21 protein-coding genes are annotated in these 20,189 nt (G+C 31.0%); 18 read left to right on the forward strand and 3 right to left on the reverse strand.

What is annotated here, in order from left to right; genetic code table 11:
- Window positions 1–2 precede the first annotated feature (2 nt).
- From AC27L2_RS09220 to AC27L2_RS09235, 4 genes are all read left to right on the forward strand, one after another.
- Window positions 3–317 (forward strand): response regulator, encoded by a 315-nt coding sequence (locus AC27L2_RS09220; RefSeq protein ID WP_487211475.1) that lies wholly within the window; start codon window positions 3–5, stop codon window positions 315–317.
- Between the two features lie 126 nt (window positions 318–443).
- Window positions 444–854 (forward strand): response regulator, encoded by a 411-nt coding sequence (locus AC27L2_RS09225; protein WP_487211476.1) that lies wholly within the window; start codon window positions 444–446, stop codon window positions 852–854.
- Window positions 855–862: 8 nt separating this feature from the next.
- Window positions 863–2,395: a PAS domain-containing hybrid sensor histidine kinase/response regulator gene (locus AC27L2_RS09230; protein ID WP_487211477.1), complete on the forward strand. Its 1,533-nt coding sequence runs from the start codon at window positions 863–865 to the stop codon at window positions 2,393–2,395.
- 227 nt (window positions 2,396–2,622) lie between these two features.
- Window positions 2,623–3,657: a threonine aldolase family protein gene (locus AC27L2_RS09235; RefSeq protein ID WP_487211478.1), complete on the forward strand. Its 1,035-nt coding sequence runs from the start codon at window positions 2,623–2,625 to the stop codon at window positions 3,655–3,657.
- 60 nt (window positions 3,658–3,717) lie between these two features.
- On the opposite strand, the gene AC27L2_RS09240 is transcribed toward AC27L2_RS09235, so the two are convergent.
- Window positions 3,718–4,848 (reverse strand): heparan-alpha-glucosaminide N-acetyltransferase domain-containing protein, encoded by a 1,131-nt coding sequence (locus tag AC27L2_RS09240; RefSeq protein WP_487211479.1) that lies wholly within the window; start codon window positions 4,846–4,848, stop codon window positions 3,718–3,720.
- Between the two features lie 154 nt (window positions 4,849–5,002).
- On the opposite strand from AC27L2_RS09240, the gene AC27L2_RS09245 reads away from it, so the two are divergent.
- The 14 genes from AC27L2_RS09245 (at window position 5,003) to AC27L2_RS09310 (ending at window position 17,950) form a co-directional block, all read left to right on the forward strand.
- Window positions 5,003–5,692 carry a ribonuclease H-like domain-containing protein gene (locus tag AC27L2_RS09245; RefSeq protein WP_487211480.1) on the forward strand — a complete coding sequence of 230 codons (690 nt, stop codon included), beginning with the start codon at window positions 5,003–5,005 and terminating at the stop codon, window positions 5,690–5,692.
- Window positions 5,693–5,707: 15 nt separating this feature from the next.
- Entirely contained in the window at window positions 5,708–6,292 is a 585-nt protein-coding gene (locus AC27L2_RS09250; protein WP_487211481.1) for an energy transducer TonB, read from the forward strand.
- Between the two features lie 61 nt (window positions 6,293–6,353).
- The gene (locus AC27L2_RS09255) at window positions 6,354–6,851 is read left to right on the forward strand and encodes a hypothetical protein (protein ID WP_487211482.1); all 498 of its coding nucleotides are present in this window, start codon (window positions 6,354–6,356) and stop codon (window positions 6,849–6,851) included.
- Between the two features lie 52 nt (window positions 6,852–6,903).
- The gene (locus AC27L2_RS09260; RefSeq protein ID WP_487211483.1) at window positions 6,904–7,344 is read left to right on the forward strand and encodes a hypothetical protein; all 441 of its coding nucleotides are present in this window, start codon (window positions 6,904–6,906) and stop codon (window positions 7,342–7,344) included.
- A gap of 87 nt (window positions 7,345–7,431) precedes the next feature.
- Window positions 7,432–8,052: a molybdenum cofactor guanylyltransferase gene (mobA, locus tag AC27L2_RS09265; RefSeq protein WP_487211484.1), complete on the forward strand. Its 621-nt coding sequence runs from the start codon at window positions 7,432–7,434 to the stop codon at window positions 8,050–8,052.
- 2 nt (window positions 8,053–8,054) lie between these two features.
- Complete coding sequence (locus AC27L2_RS09270; RefSeq protein WP_487211485.1) at window positions 8,055–8,444, forward strand: QcrA and Rieske domain-containing protein; 390 nt, start codon at window positions 8,055–8,057, stop codon at window positions 8,442–8,444.
- A complete protein-coding gene (locus tag AC27L2_RS09275) occupies window positions 8,437–11,253 on the forward strand; it encodes a hypothetical protein (RefSeq protein WP_487211486.1) in 2,817 nt (938 codons plus the stop codon). Before AC27L2_RS09270 ends, AC27L2_RS09275 begins: the two co-directional genes overlap by 8 nt.
- 213 nt (window positions 11,254–11,466) lie before the next feature.
- A complete protein-coding gene (locus AC27L2_RS09280; RefSeq protein ID WP_487211487.1) occupies window positions 11,467–11,907 on the forward strand; it encodes a MerR family transcriptional regulator in 441 nt (146 codons plus the stop codon).
- A 2-nt stretch (window positions 11,908–11,909) separates the two neighbouring features.
- On the forward strand, window positions 11,910–14,108 hold the full coding sequence (locus AC27L2_RS09285; protein WP_487211488.1) for a molybdopterin-containing oxidoreductase family protein: 2,199 nt from the start codon (window positions 11,910–11,912) through the stop codon (window positions 14,106–14,108).
- A gap of 1 nt (window position 14,109) precedes the next feature.
- Complete coding sequence (locus AC27L2_RS09290; protein ID WP_487211489.1) at window positions 14,110–14,649, forward strand: 4Fe-4S dicluster domain-containing protein; 540 nt, start codon at window positions 14,110–14,112, stop codon at window positions 14,647–14,649.
- A 493-nt stretch (window positions 14,650–15,142) separates the two neighbouring features.
- On the forward strand, window positions 15,143–16,090 hold the full coding sequence (nrfD, locus tag AC27L2_RS09295; RefSeq protein WP_487211490.1) for an NrfD/PsrC family molybdoenzyme membrane anchor subunit: 948 nt from the start codon (window positions 15,143–15,145) through the stop codon (window positions 16,088–16,090).
- A 26-nt stretch (window positions 16,091–16,116) separates the two neighbouring features.
- Window positions 16,117–16,689 carry a YeeE/YedE thiosulfate transporter family protein gene (locus tag AC27L2_RS09300; RefSeq protein WP_487211491.1) on the forward strand — a complete coding sequence of 191 codons (573 nt, stop codon included), beginning with the start codon at window positions 16,117–16,119 and terminating at the stop codon, window positions 16,687–16,689.
- A complete protein-coding gene (locus AC27L2_RS09305; RefSeq protein ID WP_487211492.1) occupies window positions 16,686–17,288 on the forward strand; it encodes a YeeE/YedE thiosulfate transporter family protein in 603 nt (200 codons plus the stop codon). The genes AC27L2_RS09300 and AC27L2_RS09305 overlap by 4 nt, the downstream gene beginning before the upstream one ends.
- Window positions 17,285–17,950, forward strand: coding sequence for a rhodanese-like domain-containing protein (locus AC27L2_RS09310; RefSeq protein WP_487211493.1), 666 nt, complete (start codon window positions 17,285–17,287; stop codon window positions 17,948–17,950). Before AC27L2_RS09305 ends, AC27L2_RS09310 begins: the two co-directional genes overlap by 4 nt.
- Window positions 17,951–17,996: 46 nt before the next feature.
- Here the strand turns inward: AC27L2_RS09310 and AC27L2_RS09315 are convergent, their stop codons facing one another.
- Together AC27L2_RS09315 and AC27L2_RS09320 are read right to left on the reverse strand one after the other, a co-directional pair.
- Window positions 17,997–19,013 carry a glycosyltransferase family 9 protein gene (locus AC27L2_RS09315; protein WP_487211494.1) on the reverse strand — a complete coding sequence of 339 codons (1,017 nt, stop codon included), beginning with the start codon at window positions 19,011–19,013 and terminating at the stop codon, window positions 17,997–17,999.
- A gap of 46 nt (window positions 19,014–19,059) precedes the next feature.
- On the reverse strand, window positions 19,060–20,181 hold the full coding sequence (locus AC27L2_RS09320; RefSeq protein ID WP_487211495.1) for a glycosyltransferase: 1,122 nt from the start codon (window positions 20,179–20,181) through the stop codon (window positions 19,060–19,062).
- Window positions 20,182–20,189: the final 8 nt, after the last annotated feature.

Here is a 20,189-nt window from a genome sequence, read left to right on the forward strand (position 1 = left end):
TTATGGAAGCAATGAAAAAGTTATTGATATTTGAGGATGATGTATTAAATCAAAATTTATATCAAACTTTATTTAAAGATGAATACCAGATAGTAATTTATTCCTCATTTGAAGAGTTTATTGAAGATAACTTAGATTGGGATTTTGATGCCGTGATAATGGATTTATCATTAAAAGGAAATCGCGATGGAATTCAAATTATGCAATATTTAAGGTCAAACGAGAAATTTAAAAACTTGCCTATTATTTGCATAACTGCTCACGCATTTCTCAAAGATAAAGAAAATTGTAGAGAAACGGAGCAGATGCTTATATAGCAAAACCATGCACGAAAAAAACTATTTTCTCTGCATTAGAAAAATATATCACTGAACGAAAATGATTTATTTGATTATAATAAAATAAAAGTGAGGCATTTTTTAAAATTATTTTAATTATCAGCCATGAAAGAAAAATTAAAAATTCTTCATCTCGAGGATAACTTGAACGATGCGGAACTTATTAAAGAAATGCTTCTAGCTGGTGGTATTGATGCAGAAATCGTTGTAGTGAGCAAAAAATCTGATTTTTTGCAATTGATTGAAGACAAAGATTTCGATATGGTAATATCTGACTATAACCTCCCAGAATTTGATGGATTAAAAGCATTAATTGAAACTCAGAAAAAAAGAAAAGATATACCTTTTATTTTTTGCTCAGGTACTATTGGCGAAGAAAGAGCGGTTCAATGCTTGCAACTTGGTGCTATGGATTATGTACTGAAAGATAGAATGGATAGGCTTGTTCCGGCTGTGCGTAGAGCATTGAGATTAGTAAATGAAATGAAAAAAAGAGAAGAAGCTGAAAACTTTTGAGAAGAGTGATGCTCGCTGTTGAAAATACTAATGATGCAATTATGATGACTGGTGTAGATGGAACAATTATTTATGTTAATCCATATTTTACTAAAATGTATGGATGGTATAGAAATGAAGTTGTAAATAAAGCTACTCCAAGAATTCTTAAAAGCGGATTACATCATAAAGAGTTCTACGAACAATTATGGAAAAATTTATTGGAAAATAAGCATGTTGTAGTTGAAATGACTAACCGGACTAAAGATGGCAAATTAATTGAAATCAAAAATCTTATAAGTTCTATTTTTGATGAAAATCATAATTTAATTGGATATGTAGCAATTCAAACTGATATTTCACTAAGAAAACAATATGAAAGAGAATTGATTAAGGCAAAAACAGAAGCTGAAGAGATGAGCAAGTTGAAAACTTATTTTCTATCTAATATGAGTCATGAATTTAGAACACCTTTGATTTCTATACTCGGTTTCTCAGAAATTCTTTTGAATGAACTCGATAATCCAGAACATAAAGAATCTGTAAAATATATTTATGATGCCGGATTAAGATTACAAAAAACATTGAATGATTTACTTGTTTTGACGGAAATAGAAAGAGGGAAATTAGAGGTAAAACAAGAAAAATTTAATCTGGTTGAATTTATTAAAAGTATTTCTGATGAATATAAAAAGAGTGCGGAAAAGAAAGGATTAATATTCAAATTAATAATAGACACTAATGAAGTATGGATTAACACAGACCGCAATTTGTTAAAAAATACTATAGATAATATTGTTGATAACTCAATCAAATTTACATTAAAAGGAGGAATTTCAATTAATATCAGGCTTGAAGAAAATGATAAAAATTGTTTTGCTATAATAAGAATTGTTGATACAGGTATTGGAATCGAAAAAGACAAGTTGGAAAAAATATTTATCCCTTTCCGTCAGGAAAAAGAAGGTATGAGTCGTCCTTTTGAAGGAATGGGCTTAGGATTGTCAATTGCAAAGCAAATGGTTGAAAGATTGAATGGTTCTATTTCAGTTCAAAGTCATGTAGGAAAAGGAACTATGGTTATTCTTAAATTGCCTGCTATTCAATCTGAAAAAAAGTTGATGAAAACAATTGATTATGGAAAAGAATTGATCTCTGAAACTCTGATAACGAAAAAATCTACTAAACCAGTTGTTCTTGTTGTTGAAGATAACATAGGTAATAGAAAAATATTTCAAAAATATTTAAGTAATGATTTTGATGTAGAAGAAGCCGAAGATGGAATAACTGCAATTGCAAAAGCAGAAATAAAAACTTATGATGCAATTTTAATGGATATTAATCTTGGAGCAGGCATTGATGGCATTGAAACTTTTTCAAGAATTCGAAAATTGCATGATTATAATAAAATTCCAATTATAGCTGTTACAGCATTTGCCCTGAAAGAGGATAAACAAAAATTTTTAGACCATGGTTTTACAGATTATTTACAAAAGCCTGTTGTAAGAGAAGAATTGATTAATTTGATTAAGAAATATTTAAGAAAAGAGAGCAATAATTAAACTATTCTTATTAGTTAATTTTTATGTTAAAAAACTCATGAGGAACATATCCATAAGTTATACATTCAATGTTGACAGCAATACTAAGAATCATAATTTCATCCCAATTATATTTTATTCTTTATAATGAATTAATAATGAAATTGCTAATGTCAGTATTATCCAATCTATTTTATTAATTTTGAAATGATATTAAAATCACTTAATACAAATAAGGAACAACTCTAATGAAAAAAATTATTGACTTAAGAAGTGATACAGTTACAAAACCATCGGAAGGAATGAGAAAGGCAATGTATGAAGCTGAGGTTGGTGATGATGTTTACAAAGAAGACCCAACTGCAAACGAACTCGAACAATATGCAGCTGAGTTGCTTGGAAAAGAAGCTGCTCTTTTTGTTCCAAGCGGTGTTATGGGAAATCAAATTTGTCTTAATGTTTTAACTCAGCCTGGTGATGAAGTGATTTGTGAAAAAGATGCTCACATTTTTCAATATGAATCTGGTTCTCCTGCAGCATTAAGCGGTATTCAGCTTTCATTAGTTGAAGGAAATAAAAAAGGAATTTTTACCCCAGAGCAAATTGAGCCTTTGATTAGACCTGCAAGTGCATATTACATGGCAAGAACTAAAGTAATTGAAATAGAAAATACACACAATCGTGCAGGAGGCACAATTAATCCTATAGACAATATTAAAGCAATTTCAGAACTTGCAAAAAAATATAATTTATTTATGCATCTCGATGGTGCAAGAATTTGGAATGCGTCTGTTGAAACAGGTATAACACCTTCACAATATGCATCATATTTTGATTCTGTTTCTTGTTGTCTTTCAAAAGGATTGGGTGCCCCAATTGGTTCTATCATAGCAGGTTCAAAATCATTTATTCAAGAAGCATATCGAGTTCGAAAAGCTTGGGGTGGAGGAATGCGTCAAGTTGGAATTATTGCTGCTGCTGGTTTATATGCTCTTAAAAATAATTTTAACAGATTAAAAGAAGACCATGAAAAAGCAAAATTACTTGCTTACAATCTTTCCCAAATAAAAAATATAAACATCGATTTAGAATTGGTCGAAACAAACATTGTTATCTTTTCGCTTAAGAATATTTCGGTTGATACATTTCTTTCAAAATGTAAAGAAAATGGTTTACTTCTTGGAACGGGAAAAATAGGTGTTGTTAGAGCTGTAACACACATGGATGTTTCAAAAGATGATATTGAGATGGCTTCCAAAATTATAGAACAAATTCTGAAGTGAGTTAATGAAAATATTTTTAAAATAATTTCTGAAGCCTTGCGTACTTGTGTTAGATATTTTTTAATAAACAAAAAATATAATTACAGCAATTGTTACACTTGCAAATACAAATCTTGATACAGCTGCGGGATATTTCATTTTCAAATATCCCCAGCCTTTAGCTGTTAAGACCATAAGTATCCCAAGTAATAATGCTATTACCAAACATTGAACAATATTTAATGTGGGACCAAATAAATCAATTATATTCTTTCCTTCCCAAATTCTTAAATACAGTAGTTTTAGGTGCAGCCAGTAAACAAGAAGTGATTCCCTGCTAACATCAAGGATGAATGATTGATTTTGGTTAAATCTTTTTAGATAAATCCAGCATAGACTAAGTAAAGCCAAAATAATTCCAAGTCTCTGCAGAAAGAAAAAATAATTTGGTTTTACATTAACCCATGATTCTGGAAATAAAAGATTTAAGAATGTTACCCCAGTAATAAAGAAGATTGAACCAGCTATCAAAATGTTTTTTATAAAATTTTCTTCACCAATCTTTTCTTTTGCTTCTACATAATATTTGCCAATTAATGCACCAGTGAAAATGAATGCAAGCCATGGAAACAATGGGAAAAGTGAACCATACTTTCTGTTGAAATAATTTGCAATTCCTAATGGGAAATATTTTGTGTAATCAGTATTCCATGCTATAGGTGAATAAACAAGAATAAATAAATCAAGAAGAATGATTGTGCTGTAATAAATTTTATCTGACTTTATTAATAGTCTCAAAAGAAGTAAAATTATTAATCCCACTGCAATGCATTGCAAAATGTCTACTCTTAAAAATTCTCTTATCATGTGCGGGTAATCGGGATTAGAAATTTTTCTTAATGATAAATAAGTAGCATGAATAGAATAACCGGCAAGAAAAATCAAAATTAATCTTCCAAATTTTTTCCAAAATTTTTTCCCAAAACTTCTTAATTCCTCCAATCCTTTTTGAAGTGAAAGAACAAAAACCATTCCCGATGTAAAAGTAAAAGCAGGGGCAACCAATCCATTTATGTAATTTAAAATTTCAAACCAGCTCTGAGTTTTTATTTCTGGATTAAGTAATGAATTTACTACATGCACTTCAATCATAATTAGAAGTGCAATACCTTTCAATAAATCAATAAAAAGCGCACGATTCGATTGTGTCAAAATAAATCTCAGCTTTTTATATAATTAATTTCGATATTTTTTATGCAAGTTAAAAATGTTTTTTAATGATTTGTAAAAATTTTTTCTGAGAATATTTTTTAATTTTTATAAAAAGAAAAAATTGCTAATTTTTAGCATATATTAAGAGGTGCATATGAATCTTGTATTCGACATTGAAACTGTCGGATACGAATTTGACACACTATCAGAATCTCAGCAAGAATACATTCTCCGCTATGCAGAACAGGAAAAAGATGAAATCAGGCGAGAAGAGAAAATTGAAGATGCAAAGCGTTACTTAAGTTTGTATCCCTTCACAGCAAAAATTGTTGCAATAGGAATGCTCAATACAGAAAGTGAAAATGTAATGGTGTTGTATGAGAGCGAACAAAAAGAAGAATGGAAAGCGGAAGAAAGAAAAGCTACATACAAATCGATGATAGAATCAGAGATGATTTCGTATTTCTGGGATTGCGTTAAAAAGGTCGATAAGATTATTACATTTAATGGGAAAAATTTTGACGTGCCTTTTATAATGCTTAGGTCGGCACTCTTAAAAATAAAACCAAGTAGAAATTTAATTAAGAGCAAATATGATTCTTCAAATCATATCGATTTACTTGAGCAACTTACATTTTATGGAATAACAAAAAAATTCAATCTCGATTTCTACTGTCACGCTTTTGGAATTCAATCTCCTAAATCAAAAGGAATAACTGGAATGGAAGTAAAAGAATTATATAAAGCAGGAAGAATTAAAGATATTGCTGTTTACTGCGGCGAAGATGTAAGAGCAACTTATAACTTATATAAAATTTGGAATGAATACCTGAATTTTGCATGAAAAATTTTTAATAAAATGAAATTAAATGAAGATAAATATTATTATCTGCGTAATATTAAGATTAGTATTGTGTTGAGTCTATTACTAATAATTGCCTCATTTTTAATTCTGCCAAATGTTAAACTCAATCAAAGAAAAATTTCTTATTACCAAGAGCCGGTAATTAAATTACTTGAAATACCACAAACAAAATTGTCACTTCCTGCCAAAACAATACCTGCACAGCCCAAATTGAATATGCTTGTGGATGAACCTGAAATTCTGCCTGATGTAATTTTATCTGAAAATGAATCAAGTAACTCAAATCAACAGTTGACAAATCATCAAACAGAAACAATCAAAGCAAATGACGAAAACATAATATTTTTTCCTCAACAAACTTTAGAAATCCTCCCTGTAAATCAAGGAATTAAAGGAATAATAAAATTCGAACTTCAGATTGATGAAAATGGTGAAGTAAAAAATTATAAGATAATAAGCAGCACTATAAAGTCAGAAGAAAAAATATCAGAAGTAATTAATGCCGTTTTGAAATCAAAATGGCAGCCAATGCCTGATGGCAAAGAATATATTATTGAAAAAATATATCAGTTTAATTAAAAAATGTTGTTGCTGTAATGATATAATTACCTTAATTTAACTTCACCATTATGGAGGAAAGATGAATTTTTCAAAAATAATTCATTTCCTCGAAACAAATATTCCCTCCCTGTCAAATGCTTACTACGAACAGGTGATGCAATCAGAATTCATGAAGACCTACCAGAAGTTTGATAAAGCAAAAGTTATTGAAAGAGCCGAAAAGCTTTTTCTTAATTTCGTTGACTGGCTTAAAAAAGGAGCTTCTAATATTGAAGCTGAAAAGTATTTTGAAGATGTAGGCGCGGAAAGATTCCGCGAAGGGTTTCCCTTAACTGAAGTAAATTATGCTCTCTATACAACTAAAAAAGTTTTCTGGAGCTATATTGCCTGGAAAGAAGAATTGTTCGAAGGATTGGATTTTGTTAACACAATTGAATACATAACAATTTTGAATAACTTTTTTGACCTTGGGAATTTTTACATAACCAAAGGTTATATTCAGGAATTAGTAAATAAAATCGACGAATCTTCCCAATACTCAAAAGAGGAAATAAAAAAATTTCTTTTTAATCAATAAAAAATTCCTGTTAATTCTCTTTAAAAAATAAAAACAAAATTAGGAGGAAGTTATGAATGTAAAGAAACTGATTATTGCTTTTGTAGTTGTTTTTGTTGTTCTGGAATTAACAAATATGTTGATTCATAATGTTATTCTGGCATCAACATATGCAAAGGAAGAAATATCAAAAGTATTTCGCCCTGTAGATGAAATGCAGGCAAAAATGTGGGTTGGAATTGTAGTAGATGTAATTTGGTCTTTCTTCTTTGTATTTATTTTTGTTAAAGGTTATGAGAATAAAGGCTGGCTCGAAGGTCTGCGTTATGGAATTTATATTGGACTGTTTATGAGTCTGCCTGCTGCTTATTATCAGTATGTTGTTTATCCACTTCCATATTATTTAACATTCCAGTGGTTTGTTTATGGATTTATTCAATATGTGATTCTTGGAATAATCACATCTTTAATTTATAAAGCAAAAGAAAAACCTGCCGAGACAGCTTCTGAGTAAGTTTTTCAAGGGTGTAGCTTTGCACCCTTTTCTATTTCAATTATTTATCATAATCTTGCGTTTGAAAAATAATTTAATAATTATCTTATGTATGACATTGCAGGAGTAATATTATCAGGCGGTTTTAGTCAGAGAATGGGAACAAATAAAGCTCTGCTTAAAATTGATGATAAAACTTTAATAGAAATTTTGTATGAAAGAATTAGTTCAATTTTCGAAAAAATTGTAATTAGCACAAATTCTCCTGAAGATTATGATTTTCTAAAATTAGATAAGATTAAAGATGTTTATCCAAATCTTGGTCCTCTCTCGGGAATTCATTCAACTTTATCTGAACTTGATGTAGAAAAAATTTTTGTTGTTTCATGTGATAATCCATTTATTACCACAAGTTTAATTAATCACCTTCTTAAAGTAGAAACTGATGAATTAATTGTTGTTCCTAAAGCTGAAGGAATTATTCATTATTCAATTGGGATTTATTCAAAGAAATTGTTGCCTATTGCCGAGCAGGTATTGAATGCTAATTTCATTGCAAAAAGACTTTATGAAGAAAAAAAATCTTTTTTCTTTAGCATGAAAAATTTTATTGAAAGAGTTGGTGCCGAAATTGTTGATGTAGAAAACGAAAAATTTTATTTCAATGACCTCTTTTTTAATATGAACACACCAGAAGATTTTGAATATGTAAAAGAAAAATTATTCTGACTGTGAAGATTACCAGAAAAAAATTTCTAAAATATTTTTATAAAATTCTTTTAATCCCTCTTTTTGCAGTTGCCTATTTCTCTGCTGATAAACAAAAGAAATTAAATCAGAACAAAAAAATATTTCTGCCAAAAAACATAGAAAATGGAATAACATTTTATGATGAATTAATTATCAATAAAAGTAATTTGGGAATTAAAGTTTTCTCTTCAAGATGTACACATTTAGGCTGCAAAATAGAAAATATTCAGTCAAATCAATTGGTCTGTAAATGCCATGGTTCTAAATTTACTCTTGATGGAAAAGTAATTGCAGGACCAGCAATAAAAAATTTAGTTGAATTAAAAATTATAACAGACGAATCAGGAAGAAAGTTTGTCAATTATGAATAAAGAAAATAATTACATAAAAATTTTTAATGTGTCTTTTGGTAATTATGCTTTTGGTTCAATTTTAATTTGCATTGTCTCAGGTATTTTTCTTGCCCTGCCTTATGATGTATCCAAGCCAATGGAATCAATTTCTAAAATGCTGCTAATTGATGAAGGCGCAAGATTAATTAGAAGCATACATTATTGGAGTGCACAATTTTTCTTGGTGTTTACATTACTTCATTTCATTGACCATTTAAGATTATATACCGAAAAAAATGTGAGCAAAGGAATTTGGTTTCGACTAACTGTTTCTACTTTATTGGTTGTATTTGTAATGCTCAGTGGTTTTATTTTGAAAGGTGATTCAGAAAGTTTTCTTGCTCAAAGCATTTTCAAAAATTTGATTGATAAAATTCCATTGATTGGAAACACAATTTCATTCTTTCTTCTTGGTTCACAAGACAATTTTCAAATTGTTTATGTTCATCACATTGCTACGGCTGCAATCTTTTTACTTATTTTTATTATTGAACATGCTAAAAGTATTGCTCCTTCAAACAGGACTTTCTCTATTTTAATTCCTGTAATAATAATTATTTCATTTTTGTTAACACCTAATCTTCATGATAAATTTTCATCAATTGTTAAGGGACCATGGTATTTAGTTGCGGTGCAGGAATTGCTTCATTGGCTGACTTATCCTTCTATTTTTTTATTAATTGTTTTGATTGTGCTTACATTGATTTTTATGCTGAGATATTTGCAAAAGAAACAATCAGCTTTTGTCAAGAAAATATTGATGATATTTTTATTTCTTTATTTAATATTAACTGTGATTGGTTTTTATTTCAGAGGAGAAAATTGGGAATTAAGATATCCTTGGCAATACAATCCTTATGAAAATATTTTCAGCGGAAGTATTAGAGAATTCAAAAAATTTTTTTCTGAATCAGATACTACAAAAATTAATTTAGTTATGGGAAGATATGAGGGATGCTTAAGCTGTCATAATAATGTTGCAGGATTATCTCATTCACACAATTCAATTGGTTGTTCTTCATGTCATCTTGGGAATCCCTTTACTCTTGATAAAAATTCAGCTCATTCAAATATGATTTTAATTCCTGGAAATATGTTGATGGCAAAGAAAACATGTGGTTCTTCTCAATGTCATCAGCAAATTATTGAAAGAGTTAATAATTCTTTGATGAATACAATGAGCGGAGTGATTAGTGTTGATAAATTTGTTTTTGATGAAAGTAATTCTCTGAATAATATTTACAGAGTTGAAAATTTAGGAAGCAGTCCAGCCGATATTCATTTAAGAAATTTATGTGCATCGTGTCATCTTTCAAATGAAAAAAAAGAGTTAGGACCAATAAATCAATTATCACGTGGGGGAGGCTGCAATGCATGTCATCTGAGTTATTCTAATGATGCGAGGGAGTATTTAAAGAACTACAAAATTGCAAGATTGCAAAATTACAAGATTGAAGGTACACAAGATTACAAGATTGCGGGATTGCAAGATATCAAAATTGCAGGATTGAAAGATGAGGAGAATAATCAGAATCTGTTGAAAAAAGACTTAAACAAAATTGAGTTTCATCCTGATATCAAATTGCCAAATTCAAATGAATATTGTTTTGGATGTCATTCTCGTTCAGGAAGAATTTCAACTAATTATGAAGGCTGGCATGAAACTGAATTAGTTTCAATCGATACAATTCAGAATAAAAATTATCGTCAATTAGATGATGGAAGAATTTTTGTTAAAAAGATTTCTGATGTTCACCATGATAAAGGTATGATTTGTATTGATTGTCACACATCATCAGAAATAATGGGAGATGGAAATTCATATGCTCATAAAGAAGAACAGGTCAAAATTCAATGTGTCGATTGTCATTTAATTGATAAGCCAAAAACAAAAAATCTTGCAGAGTTTGATTATGAATCAAAAAAGATTGCAGAACTCAGAAATTACAAGCAAGATGACAGAAAATATTTGACCGTACAGAAAACAGGAGAGCCAATTATCAATTCATTTTTTAATGGAAGTAATGCATACTTAATCAAAAAGAAAAATAATGAAATAGCAAAGATGAAGAAACCATTGTCATTATGTATTGCAGGAAAAGCTCATAAAGATTTAAGCTGCATAACATGTCATACTTCATGGTCACCTCAATGTATAGGATGTCATACTGAATACAATAGAAACGAAACTCGATTTGATTTATTGTATAACAAAGAAATGAAAGGGGAATGGAAGGAATATTCAAAAGATTTTCTTTCAGATTATCCAGCACTTGGCGTTAAGATTGAAAACGGGAAAAGAACAGTAAGCACATTTATTCCTGGCATGATACTTACAATTGATAAAGACAAATATGATAGAAAAGATAAAATAATTTTCAAAAGATTATTTGCACCTGCATTTTCACATACTATCAGAAAAGAATCGAGAAGCTGCAAATCCTGCCACAATGAACCAACAGCATTAGGTTATGGCAGAGGGAAATTGTATTATCAAATTGCAGGCAATAAAGGAATTTGGAAATTTATTCCAGAATATAAGAATTCAAAATATGATGGGCTTCCACTCGATGCATGGGTAGGATTTATTCAGGAGAGAAAGAATAATTCATCAACAAGAAATAATGTAAGACCATTTACAATTGAAGAACAAAAAAAAATTTTAACAGTTGGTGCATGTTTAGTCTGTCATAATCCAGATTCTCAAATAATGAAAGCTTCTCTGATTGATTTTGAAAAAGTGTTGAGAAATCTCAGCATTAAATGTGCTTTGCCAGTATGGGATTAAACTATACGATGCTGTCGTATAATTTGTTGATTTTTTATACGACAGTATCGTATAAATTATAGACCAATACTCTAATTATTCTCACTGTTCTATTTTCTATTCTTAAAATTGGAAAAAAGTCCTGCCCAGATATTTATTATTCGTTTATTTATATCATTTATAACTGGCAGCAAAGTTGATATTTATAAATATCAACTTTTTTATGAAATATAAATGATAGAAAGATTAGAAGATAAAGAGCCAATTTTCCCAATAAGCACTGCAGCTAAGTTGTTAAATATTTCTGTTCATACATTAAGAATGTATGAGCGTGAAGGATTAATTATTCCTTTCAAAAAAGAATCGAATCAAAGGCTTTATTCAAAATCTGACCTTGAAAGAATTGAATGTATTAGAAATGCAATTAACGAATCAAAAATCAGTATTAATGGAATTAAAACTTTGTATTCATTAATTCCATGCTGGGAAGTTGTAAAATGTTCAATTAAGGATAGAAAAAATTGTAAAGCTTATAAAGGACATAGCGAACCGTGCTGGAGTTATGAACATCCCAAAACTATTTGCGAAAAAAGAGATTGCCGTGAGTGTGATGTTTACCAGAAATATACTCAATGCAGCGAAATTAAAGAATTAATAAAATCTATTTCGAGGTAGGAATGAATCAAATATCGAGAAGAAAATTTTTGAAAATTACTGGTTTCACAGTTGGAGCAGCTGCAGCATCGTCTGCACTTGGTCCAATTGTTAAAGGAGCCAAAAAAATTAACAGCGAAAAAGTTAAAGGTATTAAAAAAATTCCAACTTACTGTGATATTTGTTTCTGGAAATGCGGTGCAATTGCATATGTGAAAGATGGTAAGTTGTGGAAGATTGAAGGAAATCCTCTTGACCCGTTAAGTAAAGGCAGATTATGTCCAAGAGGAACAGGCGGAATTGGTGCACACTTTGACCCTGACAGATTAAGAGCCCCATTAATTCGAGTAAGACATCGAGGCGAAGAAATCTGGAAAGAAGTAACATGGGACGAAGCCCTCGATTACGTAGCAAATAAAATGAAAAAGATTAAAGAAAAGTATGGGGCAGAATCTGTTGCTTCATTTTCTCATGGTATTGGCGGCAATTTTCTTAAACATATGTTAAAAGCTTATGGAGCTATAAATTTTGCAGCACCTTCATTTGCTCAATGCCGCGGTCCCCGAGATGTTGGTTTTGAATTAACCTTTGGCGATGCTATTGGTTCACCCGAAAGAACTGATATCGAAAATACTAAATGTCTTGTGCTTATTGGTTCGCATCTTGGCGAAAATATGCATAATTCACAGGTTCAGGAATTTGCAGCTGCAGTTCAAAATGATGCTACAATTATTGTTGTTGACCCTCGTTTTTCAACCGCAGCTTCCAAAGCAAAATATTATTTGCCAATTAAGCCAGGAACCGATATTGCACTTTTGCTTGCATGGATGAATGTTATTGTTACAGAAAAATTATACGATGAAGAATTTATTAAAAAATATGGATATGGATTTGAACAATTCGCAGCAGAAATTTCTCAATACACTCCTGAATGGGCTTATCCAGAAACAGGTATCAAACCTGACTTGATAAGAACTACAGCAAGATCAATGGCAATGCATAAACCAGCTACGTTGATTCATCCTGGAAGACATGCAACATGGTATGGTGATGATACTCAAAGAAGTAGAGCCATTGCTTTGCTGAATGCATTAATGGGTAATTGGGGAAGAAAAGGAGGATTCTTTTTCCCTGTCAGTTATTCATTACCTCCTTATCCATATCCACCTTATCCCGAACCAAAGAAAGAAAAGTTAGATAATCCAAATAAAAAATATCCTTTTGCTTCTGAAGAAATTACAACAGGAATAAGAGAAGCTACAATTACTGGTAAACCATACCCAATCAAAGGGTGGTTTGTATATGCGACAAATTTAATTCATGCCTTACCAAATGAAGAAGAAACAATTAAAGCAATTCAAAATCTGGATTTGCTTGTTGTAATTGATGTAATTCCAAGTGAAATAGCAGGCTGGGCTGATGTTGTTTTACCAGAAGCTGTTTATCTTGAAAGATATGACGACCTACACATGTCTGCTTTCAAAGAACCTTTTGTTGGAATTCGTCAACCTGTAGTAGAACCACCAGCAGATCAAAAACCAAACTGGTGGATTGCAAAAAAATTAGCAGAGAAACTTGGACTTGGACATTATTTTCCATGGAATCATATTGAAGAGTATTTTGATTATCGACTTAAAGCTGCTGGATTAAGTTTAGAACAACTTAAGAAAGAAGGAATTATTAAAGGTTCCAAACAACCAATTTATATTGAAGATGGAATTGAACCTGAATTTGCAACTCCATCAGGTAAAATTGAATTCTATTCAATCCAACTTTTGCAAGCAGGATTTGACCCAGTCCCTAAATATCAAAAACCAGAAGAACCTCCTGCTGGTTATTTCAGATTACTTTTTGGAAGAGCACCGGTTCATTCCTTCTCAAGAACACAATCAAATCCTATTCTTATGGATATGATGGAAGAAAATGAAGTATGGATTAATTCTGATATTGCACAAAAATGGGGATTGAAATCTGGTCAATATATTCGATTGAAAAATCAAGATGGAATTCTAAGCAATAAAGTAAAAGTAAAAGCAACAGAAAGAATTAGACCTGATTGTGTTTATATGGTTCATGGTTTTGGTCATAATTCAAGAATGTTGAAGCGGGCATATCAAAAAGGTGCAAGTGATTCTCAATTAATAACAAAATATAAAACAGATCCATTGATGGGAGGAACCGGTATGAATGTAAATTTTGTCACATTTGAAGTTGAGGTGTGATATGGCAAGATATGGAATGGTTATAGATACAAAGAAATGTGTTGGCTGCATGGATTGTGTTGTTGCATGCAAAACAGAAAATAATGTTCCAGAAGGTTACAATCGTGATTGGATTGTTCAAATTACTGAAGGAAAATTTCCTGATGTTCATGTTGAAATTCAATCACAAAGATGTAATCATTGTGATAATACTCCATGCGTCTCTTGCTGTCCAACAGGTGCAAGTCATGTACATGAAATTGGAAAAGTTGTTCTTGTAGACCATGATATGTGCATAGGTTGTAAAGCATGTCTTGCCGCATGTCCATACGATGCAAGATTTATTCATCCAGATGGCTATGCAGATAAATGCACATTTTGCATTCATAGAGTAGAAAAAGGTGAGCAGCCAGCATGTGTTTCTGTATGTCCAACACATTGCATGTATTTTGGTGATTTGGATGACCCAAATAGCGAAGTAAGCAAACTTCTTGCTTCAAGAAAATATCATACTCTTTTGCCAGAAGCAGGAACATCGCCAAGAATATTTTATTTGATATGATATTAAGTGTTTTATAAAACTGTATGAGTTCTTAATTTGTTGTTTGACAGACTTGTGGACTCTTAAGCATTATTATGAGCAAAGTGAAAAAACAGAACACAGCTGTTCATGCTAAGAAAAAACACAAGTATCATTCTGACACCGATTTATCGGAAGAAGAATCTCAAAGAATTAATTTTTATAAAGAGATTCTTTGTCATTGGCATTTGGCGGATTCCTTAGAATGACAAGTAAGAAAAGATAACGAAGTCATTCTAAGCGAAGCGAAGAATCTATTTGAAGTATTCATGTTTTAGATTCGTCATCTGCTTTGGCGGACTCAGAATTGCAATAGAAGAAAAGCAAAATAATCTCTGATGTTGGACTGATTAATGCGAAAAATCTAAAGGTAAATTATAAATAGGTGATTCTAAGATTGCTTCAGATTGTATTAGGATTACAACATTTGTATTTCTTAGTTAAATAATGTTCTAAAATTTTTTAAGAGGTTAAAATGCAGGAATTAACAACAACTCGTCATAATCCTCAAATTGATCCATTTACTCATGTTTGGGGTTGGGAAATTCCAGTTTATCTTTTTCTTGGTGGTATGGTTGCTGGAATGATGATTATTTCAGGATATTTTTTATTCAGCAAAAGATATAAAGAAACAAGTTGCGCATGTTATACTTTGCCACTAATAAGCTTAGTACTTCTAAGCTTTGGAATGTTTGCATTGTTTCTGGATTTGGAGCATAAACTTTTTGTTTGGCGTTTATATACAACATTCAGAATTTCTTCTCCAATGTCGTGGGGTGCATGGATTTTAATTCTTGTATATCCAGCAATAATTGCTAATCTTTTAATTGGTCCGCCGTCATTCTTGATTAATAAATTTCCGCAATTAAACAAAGTAACTACTTTTATAAATCAAAAGCCGAGATTGCTTCAAAACATTGGCATTGTCAATATGCTTTTTGGTGGTATGCTTGGAATTTATACCGGTGTACTTTTAAGCACTATGGGTTCTAGACCATTGTGGAATTCTTCAATTCTTTCAATTTTGTTTCTTGTTTCTGGATTATCAACAGCTGCAGCTTTTGTTCACATGATTGCAAAAAATGTTTATGAAAGAGAATTACTTGCAAAAGCAGATAATGGATTTTTAGTAATTGAACTTTTTGTGATTATGTTATTGCTTGTTGGATTATCAACTTCATCTGCAGTTCATATTGCAGCTGCAAAACTTTTAATCAGCGGCGAATATGCACCGCAGTTCTGGACTTTTGTAATAGGACTTGGAATTGTTATACCATTGATTATTCAACTTCTTGCAGTAAATCATAAAATTAAACATACACCTGTTGCACCAATTCTGGTTATTCTTGGTGGATTGATTTTAAGATTTATTATAGTCTATGCAGGTCAATACAGTCATTATTTGAATGCACATTTTAAATAAGAGTATAAATAATTACTGGAGTAAAAATGTCAACATTAGCAGGATTATTTTCAAAAAATGAATCAAAAACAGAAGAAATTGTTCATCAGCCAAAGCCATATTCAAATCCATATCTTGTTGGTGTAGGCTTGGGACTTGTTCTTCTTGCTGCATTTGTAATTATGGGAAGAGGTTTAGGAGCTTCAGGTGCAGCTTCAACAGTTGTTGCTGTAGCTGTATCTAAAGTAGTACCAGAACATGCATCAAAGAATAATTTTTACAAAGAATATCTTACAGATGGAACTACAAATCCATTAAAGGATTGGCTTGTTTTCGAAGTATTAGGTGTTGCAGCTGGAGGATTTTTATCCGGCACACTTGCACATCGTGTTAAAAGAACTATTGAAAAAGGTCCAAATGTATCTAATCGAACAAGATTAATTTATGCTTTCATTGGTGGAGCAATAATGGGATTTGGAGCCAAACTTGCAAGAGGATGCACAAGCGGTCAAGCTTTAACTGGTGGAGCCTTGCTTAATCTTGGAAGCTGGGCATTTATGTTTGCCGTATTTGGCGGCGGTTATTTAGCAGCATACTTTTTTAGGAGGCAATGGTTATGATGCCGTATTATAAATTCGATTACTTCAGTTTTGATTTCAGTTTAGTTGTTGCGTTTGTAATTGGAATTGGATTTGGTTTTGCTTTAGAACGAGGCGGATTTGGAAACGCAAGAATTCTTGCAGCTCAATTTTATTTCTATAATATGAGAGTTCTCAAAGTTATGTTTACTGCGATTGTTACTGCTATGCTTGGAGTTTTTTATTTATCATGGATAGGCTGGCTGGATATGTCATTAATTTATCTAACTGATACTTACATTATTCCTCAAATTATCGGGGGATTACTGCTGGGTATTGGATTTGTAATTGGTGGTTATTGCCCGGGCACATCTGTGGTTTCTGCATCCACTGGCAGATACGATGGAATGGTTTACTTGCTTGGAATGTTCTTTGGAATTTTTGTATTTGGAGAAATTTTCCCGTTGATAGAAAATTTTTACAACTCAACACCAATGGGAAAAGTTACACTGCCGCAATTTTTAGGTTTATCTCACGGCTTGGTTGTTTTTCTTATTGTTATGATGGCTTTAGGTGCATTTGCAGCTGCTGAGTGGAGCGAAAAAGTTATGACGAAAAAATTTGGGAGAGAAAGAGAATGAAATGTCCAATCGAAAAATTAAGCATATCAAAAAGATTAGCGATATTTGCTGCTTTAATGGGAATTGCTGCTTTGTTTATTGGAAATCCAGTAAACAAAAATAAAATTACAGTTAATGCAAAAGAATTGGCATTAACAACTATTAAGAATCAAGATGAAATTTCGGTAATGGAATTGGCAGAATGGTTAATCGAAGGAAGAGCCGATTTTACTCTTGTCGATTTACGTGATGAAAAATCTTTTAATGAGTATTCAATTCCTGCTTCAGTTAATATTCCAATTGAAAATCTTCTTGATTCTGATTTAATGAGAAATGAAAAAATAATTTTATATGGCGATGATGACATCGTTTCTGCTCAAGCATGGTTTATTTTGAAAAGTGCAAATTACAAATCTGTTTATATTTTGAAAGGCGGATTAAATGAATGGAAAGAAAAAATTCTTTATCCAAAATTAGCAGAAAATGCTTCAAGTGAAGAAAAAGCAGAGTTCGAGAAAATTAAGCAGATAAGTTTACATTTTGGTGGAACGCCTCAAATTGTTTCTGGAACAACAACTTCAAGTGTTATTCAAAATGTGCAGACATCACCAACTCCTAAAATAACACCGCCGCCTGCAAGTAACTTAAAATCAGCCCCAAAGAAAAAACGTGAAGGATGTTAATACTTCAAAGCTGTCTTGCAAAAATTTGTAGGACAGCTTTTTTATTTCATTTTAATAAATTAAAAATAGATTGAAAAACACTTTCTACTTCAATTCCATTTTCCCCTTCAAAAGTGCATACTTTGGGATTTCCTGGACAAACTTTACTGCAGTAATCATTACTCGGCATTATAATTTTGTTTTGATTGCCGAGTGGTCCCCAAAGATTTGGTGAACATGCAGTTAATGGACAAAACATTGAAATAGTTTTTACTTTTAATGCTGCACAAATATGCATTGGCCCAGTACTCGATGAAATCAATATATCGAGCGTAGCAAAATTTATAATTGATTGTCTGAGAGTTTTATTAATGTTTGGATAGATCACACCTTCAATGTTGATTAATTCATTGGGAGGATTGTTGTCAGTTACAGCAATTTGAAATTCATTTTCCTGATTTAATATTTCGATTAGCTTTTTGTAACTCTGAATTGTCCAGTTTGGAGCAGAATTTCCGCTTGTTGTATGTATTCCTATTAAATATTTCTTTCCATTTAAGAATTTATTTCTTAATTCGTTCTTAATTTGATTTTCTTCCTCACTTAAAAAAATTTCTGGTTCAAGATTGTTTGTTTGTATTCCAATTTTTCTTGCTAAATCCATGCAATAATCTGCTTCATGACGTAATGGAATGTATTTATTTCTTGAAACATAATGTGTAAAAGTTATGAACTGATATAATTTATGACCAACACCGACACGATAAGGAATTCCTGCAAAAAATAACATGTAATTAATTCTTTCTTTGGGAAGAAGCATTAAAGCATGAGTAAACTTATGGCTCCTTATCTCATCAATTTTTTTCCAGAATGTTTCGATTGAACCATCATCATAATCATCAATTAAAATTATTTTGTCGACATAAGGATTGTGAGTGTAAATATCAGCAGTATATTTTTTTAGCATCACAGCTACAAAACTATCAGGATAAGTTTTTTTTATTTCCCTCGGAATTGGTGTGGATAAAACAACATCTCCAATTCTATCAGGTCTTACTATTAATATTCTTTTTTGCTTTTTCATTTTAATGAAAATGATTGATGTTTTTGAAATCAATTTAGAATTCGAATTAAAAATTCAGAAGCACATTTTTTACATGTTTATATTCTTCCTGCCAGTTTAATTCTTTAGCAGCATTAAAACAGTTTTTTCTGAATTCATCTATAAGCTTGGGATTATTTTTCCACTTCATTATTACTGGCACAATTGATTCTCCTTTATCTATGTCAACTACTTCACCTACTTTGTATGTTTCAACAATATTTTTCATTTGAGGCAAATTGCTTACTATTACAGGCAAGCCTGCCATAATATATTCAAAAAGTTTATTTGGTAAAGCGTGATAGTAACTGATGCTTATGTTTTCAATTATTGCCAGTCCAATATCTGCACCAGCAGTGTAATTAATTAATTCATTCTGTTCATAAACTCCTGCGAAAATTACTCTTTCATTCACATTAAGCTGTTCAGCAAGTTTAATGAAATTATTTTTTTGCTCACCTTCGCCAAGCAAAATAAAATATGTATCATGCAATTCTCTTAATGATTTTATAATTATGGGAATTCCTCTTCCTTCAAGCAAAACTCCTTGATACAATAGAATTAATGAATCTTTTGGGATGTTATATTTTTTTCTGAAGTCAAAAATATTTTCTGGTTTTTGATAAAGAGGGATATTTCTTATAACAAGTGTGTTTTTGATTTTGTAATAATCTTCAAGAAATTTTGAATCCATTTCGCCTGTTGTTAAAACAAGGTCAACTTTTTTAATAAAATATTTTTCGATTAATCTTATGATTGATTGAATGAAAGGCCGATTTCTTAATCCACCAATAAATGCATAAAGTTCTCTGCTATTGTAATAAACTTTTCCATTTTTGAGTTTAGCAATTACTGTTACAAACGGAAGTGTATAAAAATCTTCTGCAAAATAAATATCGGCTTTTGATTTTATTAATTCTCTTAATAATATGAATGCAAAATGAATATAGAAAAAAACTGAAAACCTGCCTTTATTAAGTTTGAAGACCTTGATATCATCAGAAATAATATTTTGTTTTTTAATAAACCAATCAAAAGATATTACTGAAACTTTACATCCATCTTCTTTAAGGGAGTTAGTAAGATTTGTAATTCTTGAATCATTGAAAGCATTTCCAAGAAATGCTATGCAAATCTTTTTAGTGTGCATTGATTGCA

It is taken from the genome of Rosettibacter sp. KY25, assembly GCF_057554405.1.

Coding starts and splice junctions, on each gene's coding strand:
- AC27L2_RS09305 (WP_487211492.1), top strand. CDS start 16,686: ATGATGCCGTATTATAAATTCGATTACTTCAGTTTTGATTTCAGTTTA.
- AC27L2_RS09250 (WP_487211481.1), top strand. CDS start 5,708: ATGAAATTAAATGAAGATAAATATTATTATCTGCGTAATATTAAGATT.
- AC27L2_RS09220 (WP_487211475.1), top strand. CDS start 3: ATGGAAGCAATGAAAAAGTTATTGATATTTGAGGATGATGTATTAAAT.
- AC27L2_RS09260 (WP_487211483.1), top strand. CDS start 6,904: ATGAATGTAAAGAAACTGATTATTGCTTTTGTAGTTGTTTTTGTTGTT.
- mobA (WP_487211484.1), top strand. CDS start 7,432: ATGTATGACATTGCAGGAGTAATATTATCAGGCGGTTTTAGTCAGAGA.
- AC27L2_RS09245 (WP_487211480.1), top strand. CDS start 5,003: ATGAATCTTGTATTCGACATTGAAACTGTCGGATACGAATTTGACACA.
- AC27L2_RS09230 (WP_487211477.1), top strand. CDS start 863: ATGCTCGCTGTTGAAAATACTAATGATGCAATTATGATGACTGGTGTA.
- AC27L2_RS09280 (WP_487211487.1), top strand. CDS start 11,467: ATGATAGAAAGATTAGAAGATAAAGAGCCAATTTTCCCAATAAGCACT.
- AC27L2_RS09235 (WP_487211478.1), top strand. CDS start 2,623: ATGAAAAAAATTATTGACTTAAGAAGTGATACAGTTACAAAACCATCG.
- AC27L2_RS09255 (WP_487211482.1), top strand. CDS start 6,354: ATGAATTTTTCAAAAATAATTCATTTCCTCGAAACAAATATTCCCTCC.
- AC27L2_RS09285 (WP_487211488.1), top strand. CDS start 11,910: ATGAATCAAATATCGAGAAGAAAATTTTTGAAAATTACTGGTTTCACA.
- AC27L2_RS09290 (WP_487211489.1), top strand. CDS start 14,110: ATGGCAAGATATGGAATGGTTATAGATACAAAGAAATGTGTTGGCTGC.
- AC27L2_RS09275 (WP_487211486.1), top strand. CDS start 8,437: ATGAATAAAGAAAATAATTACATAAAAATTTTTAATGTGTCTTTTGGT.
- nrfD (WP_487211490.1), top strand. CDS start 15,143: ATGCAGGAATTAACAACAACTCGTCATAATCCTCAAATTGATCCATTT.
- AC27L2_RS09310 (WP_487211493.1), top strand. CDS start 17,285: ATGAAATGTCCAATCGAAAAATTAAGCATATCAAAAAGATTAGCGATA.
- AC27L2_RS09315 (WP_487211494.1), bottom strand. CDS start 19,013: ATGAAAAAGCAAAAAAGAATATTAATAGTAAGACCTGATAGAATTGGA.
- AC27L2_RS09300 (WP_487211491.1), top strand. CDS start 16,117: ATGTCAACATTAGCAGGATTATTTTCAAAAAATGAATCAAAAACAGAA.
- AC27L2_RS09225 (WP_487211476.1), top strand. CDS start 444: ATGAAAGAAAAATTAAAAATTCTTCATCTCGAGGATAACTTGAACGAT.
- AC27L2_RS09320 (WP_487211495.1), bottom strand. CDS start 20,181: ATGCACACTAAAAAGATTTGCATAGCATTTCTTGGAAATGCTTTCAAT.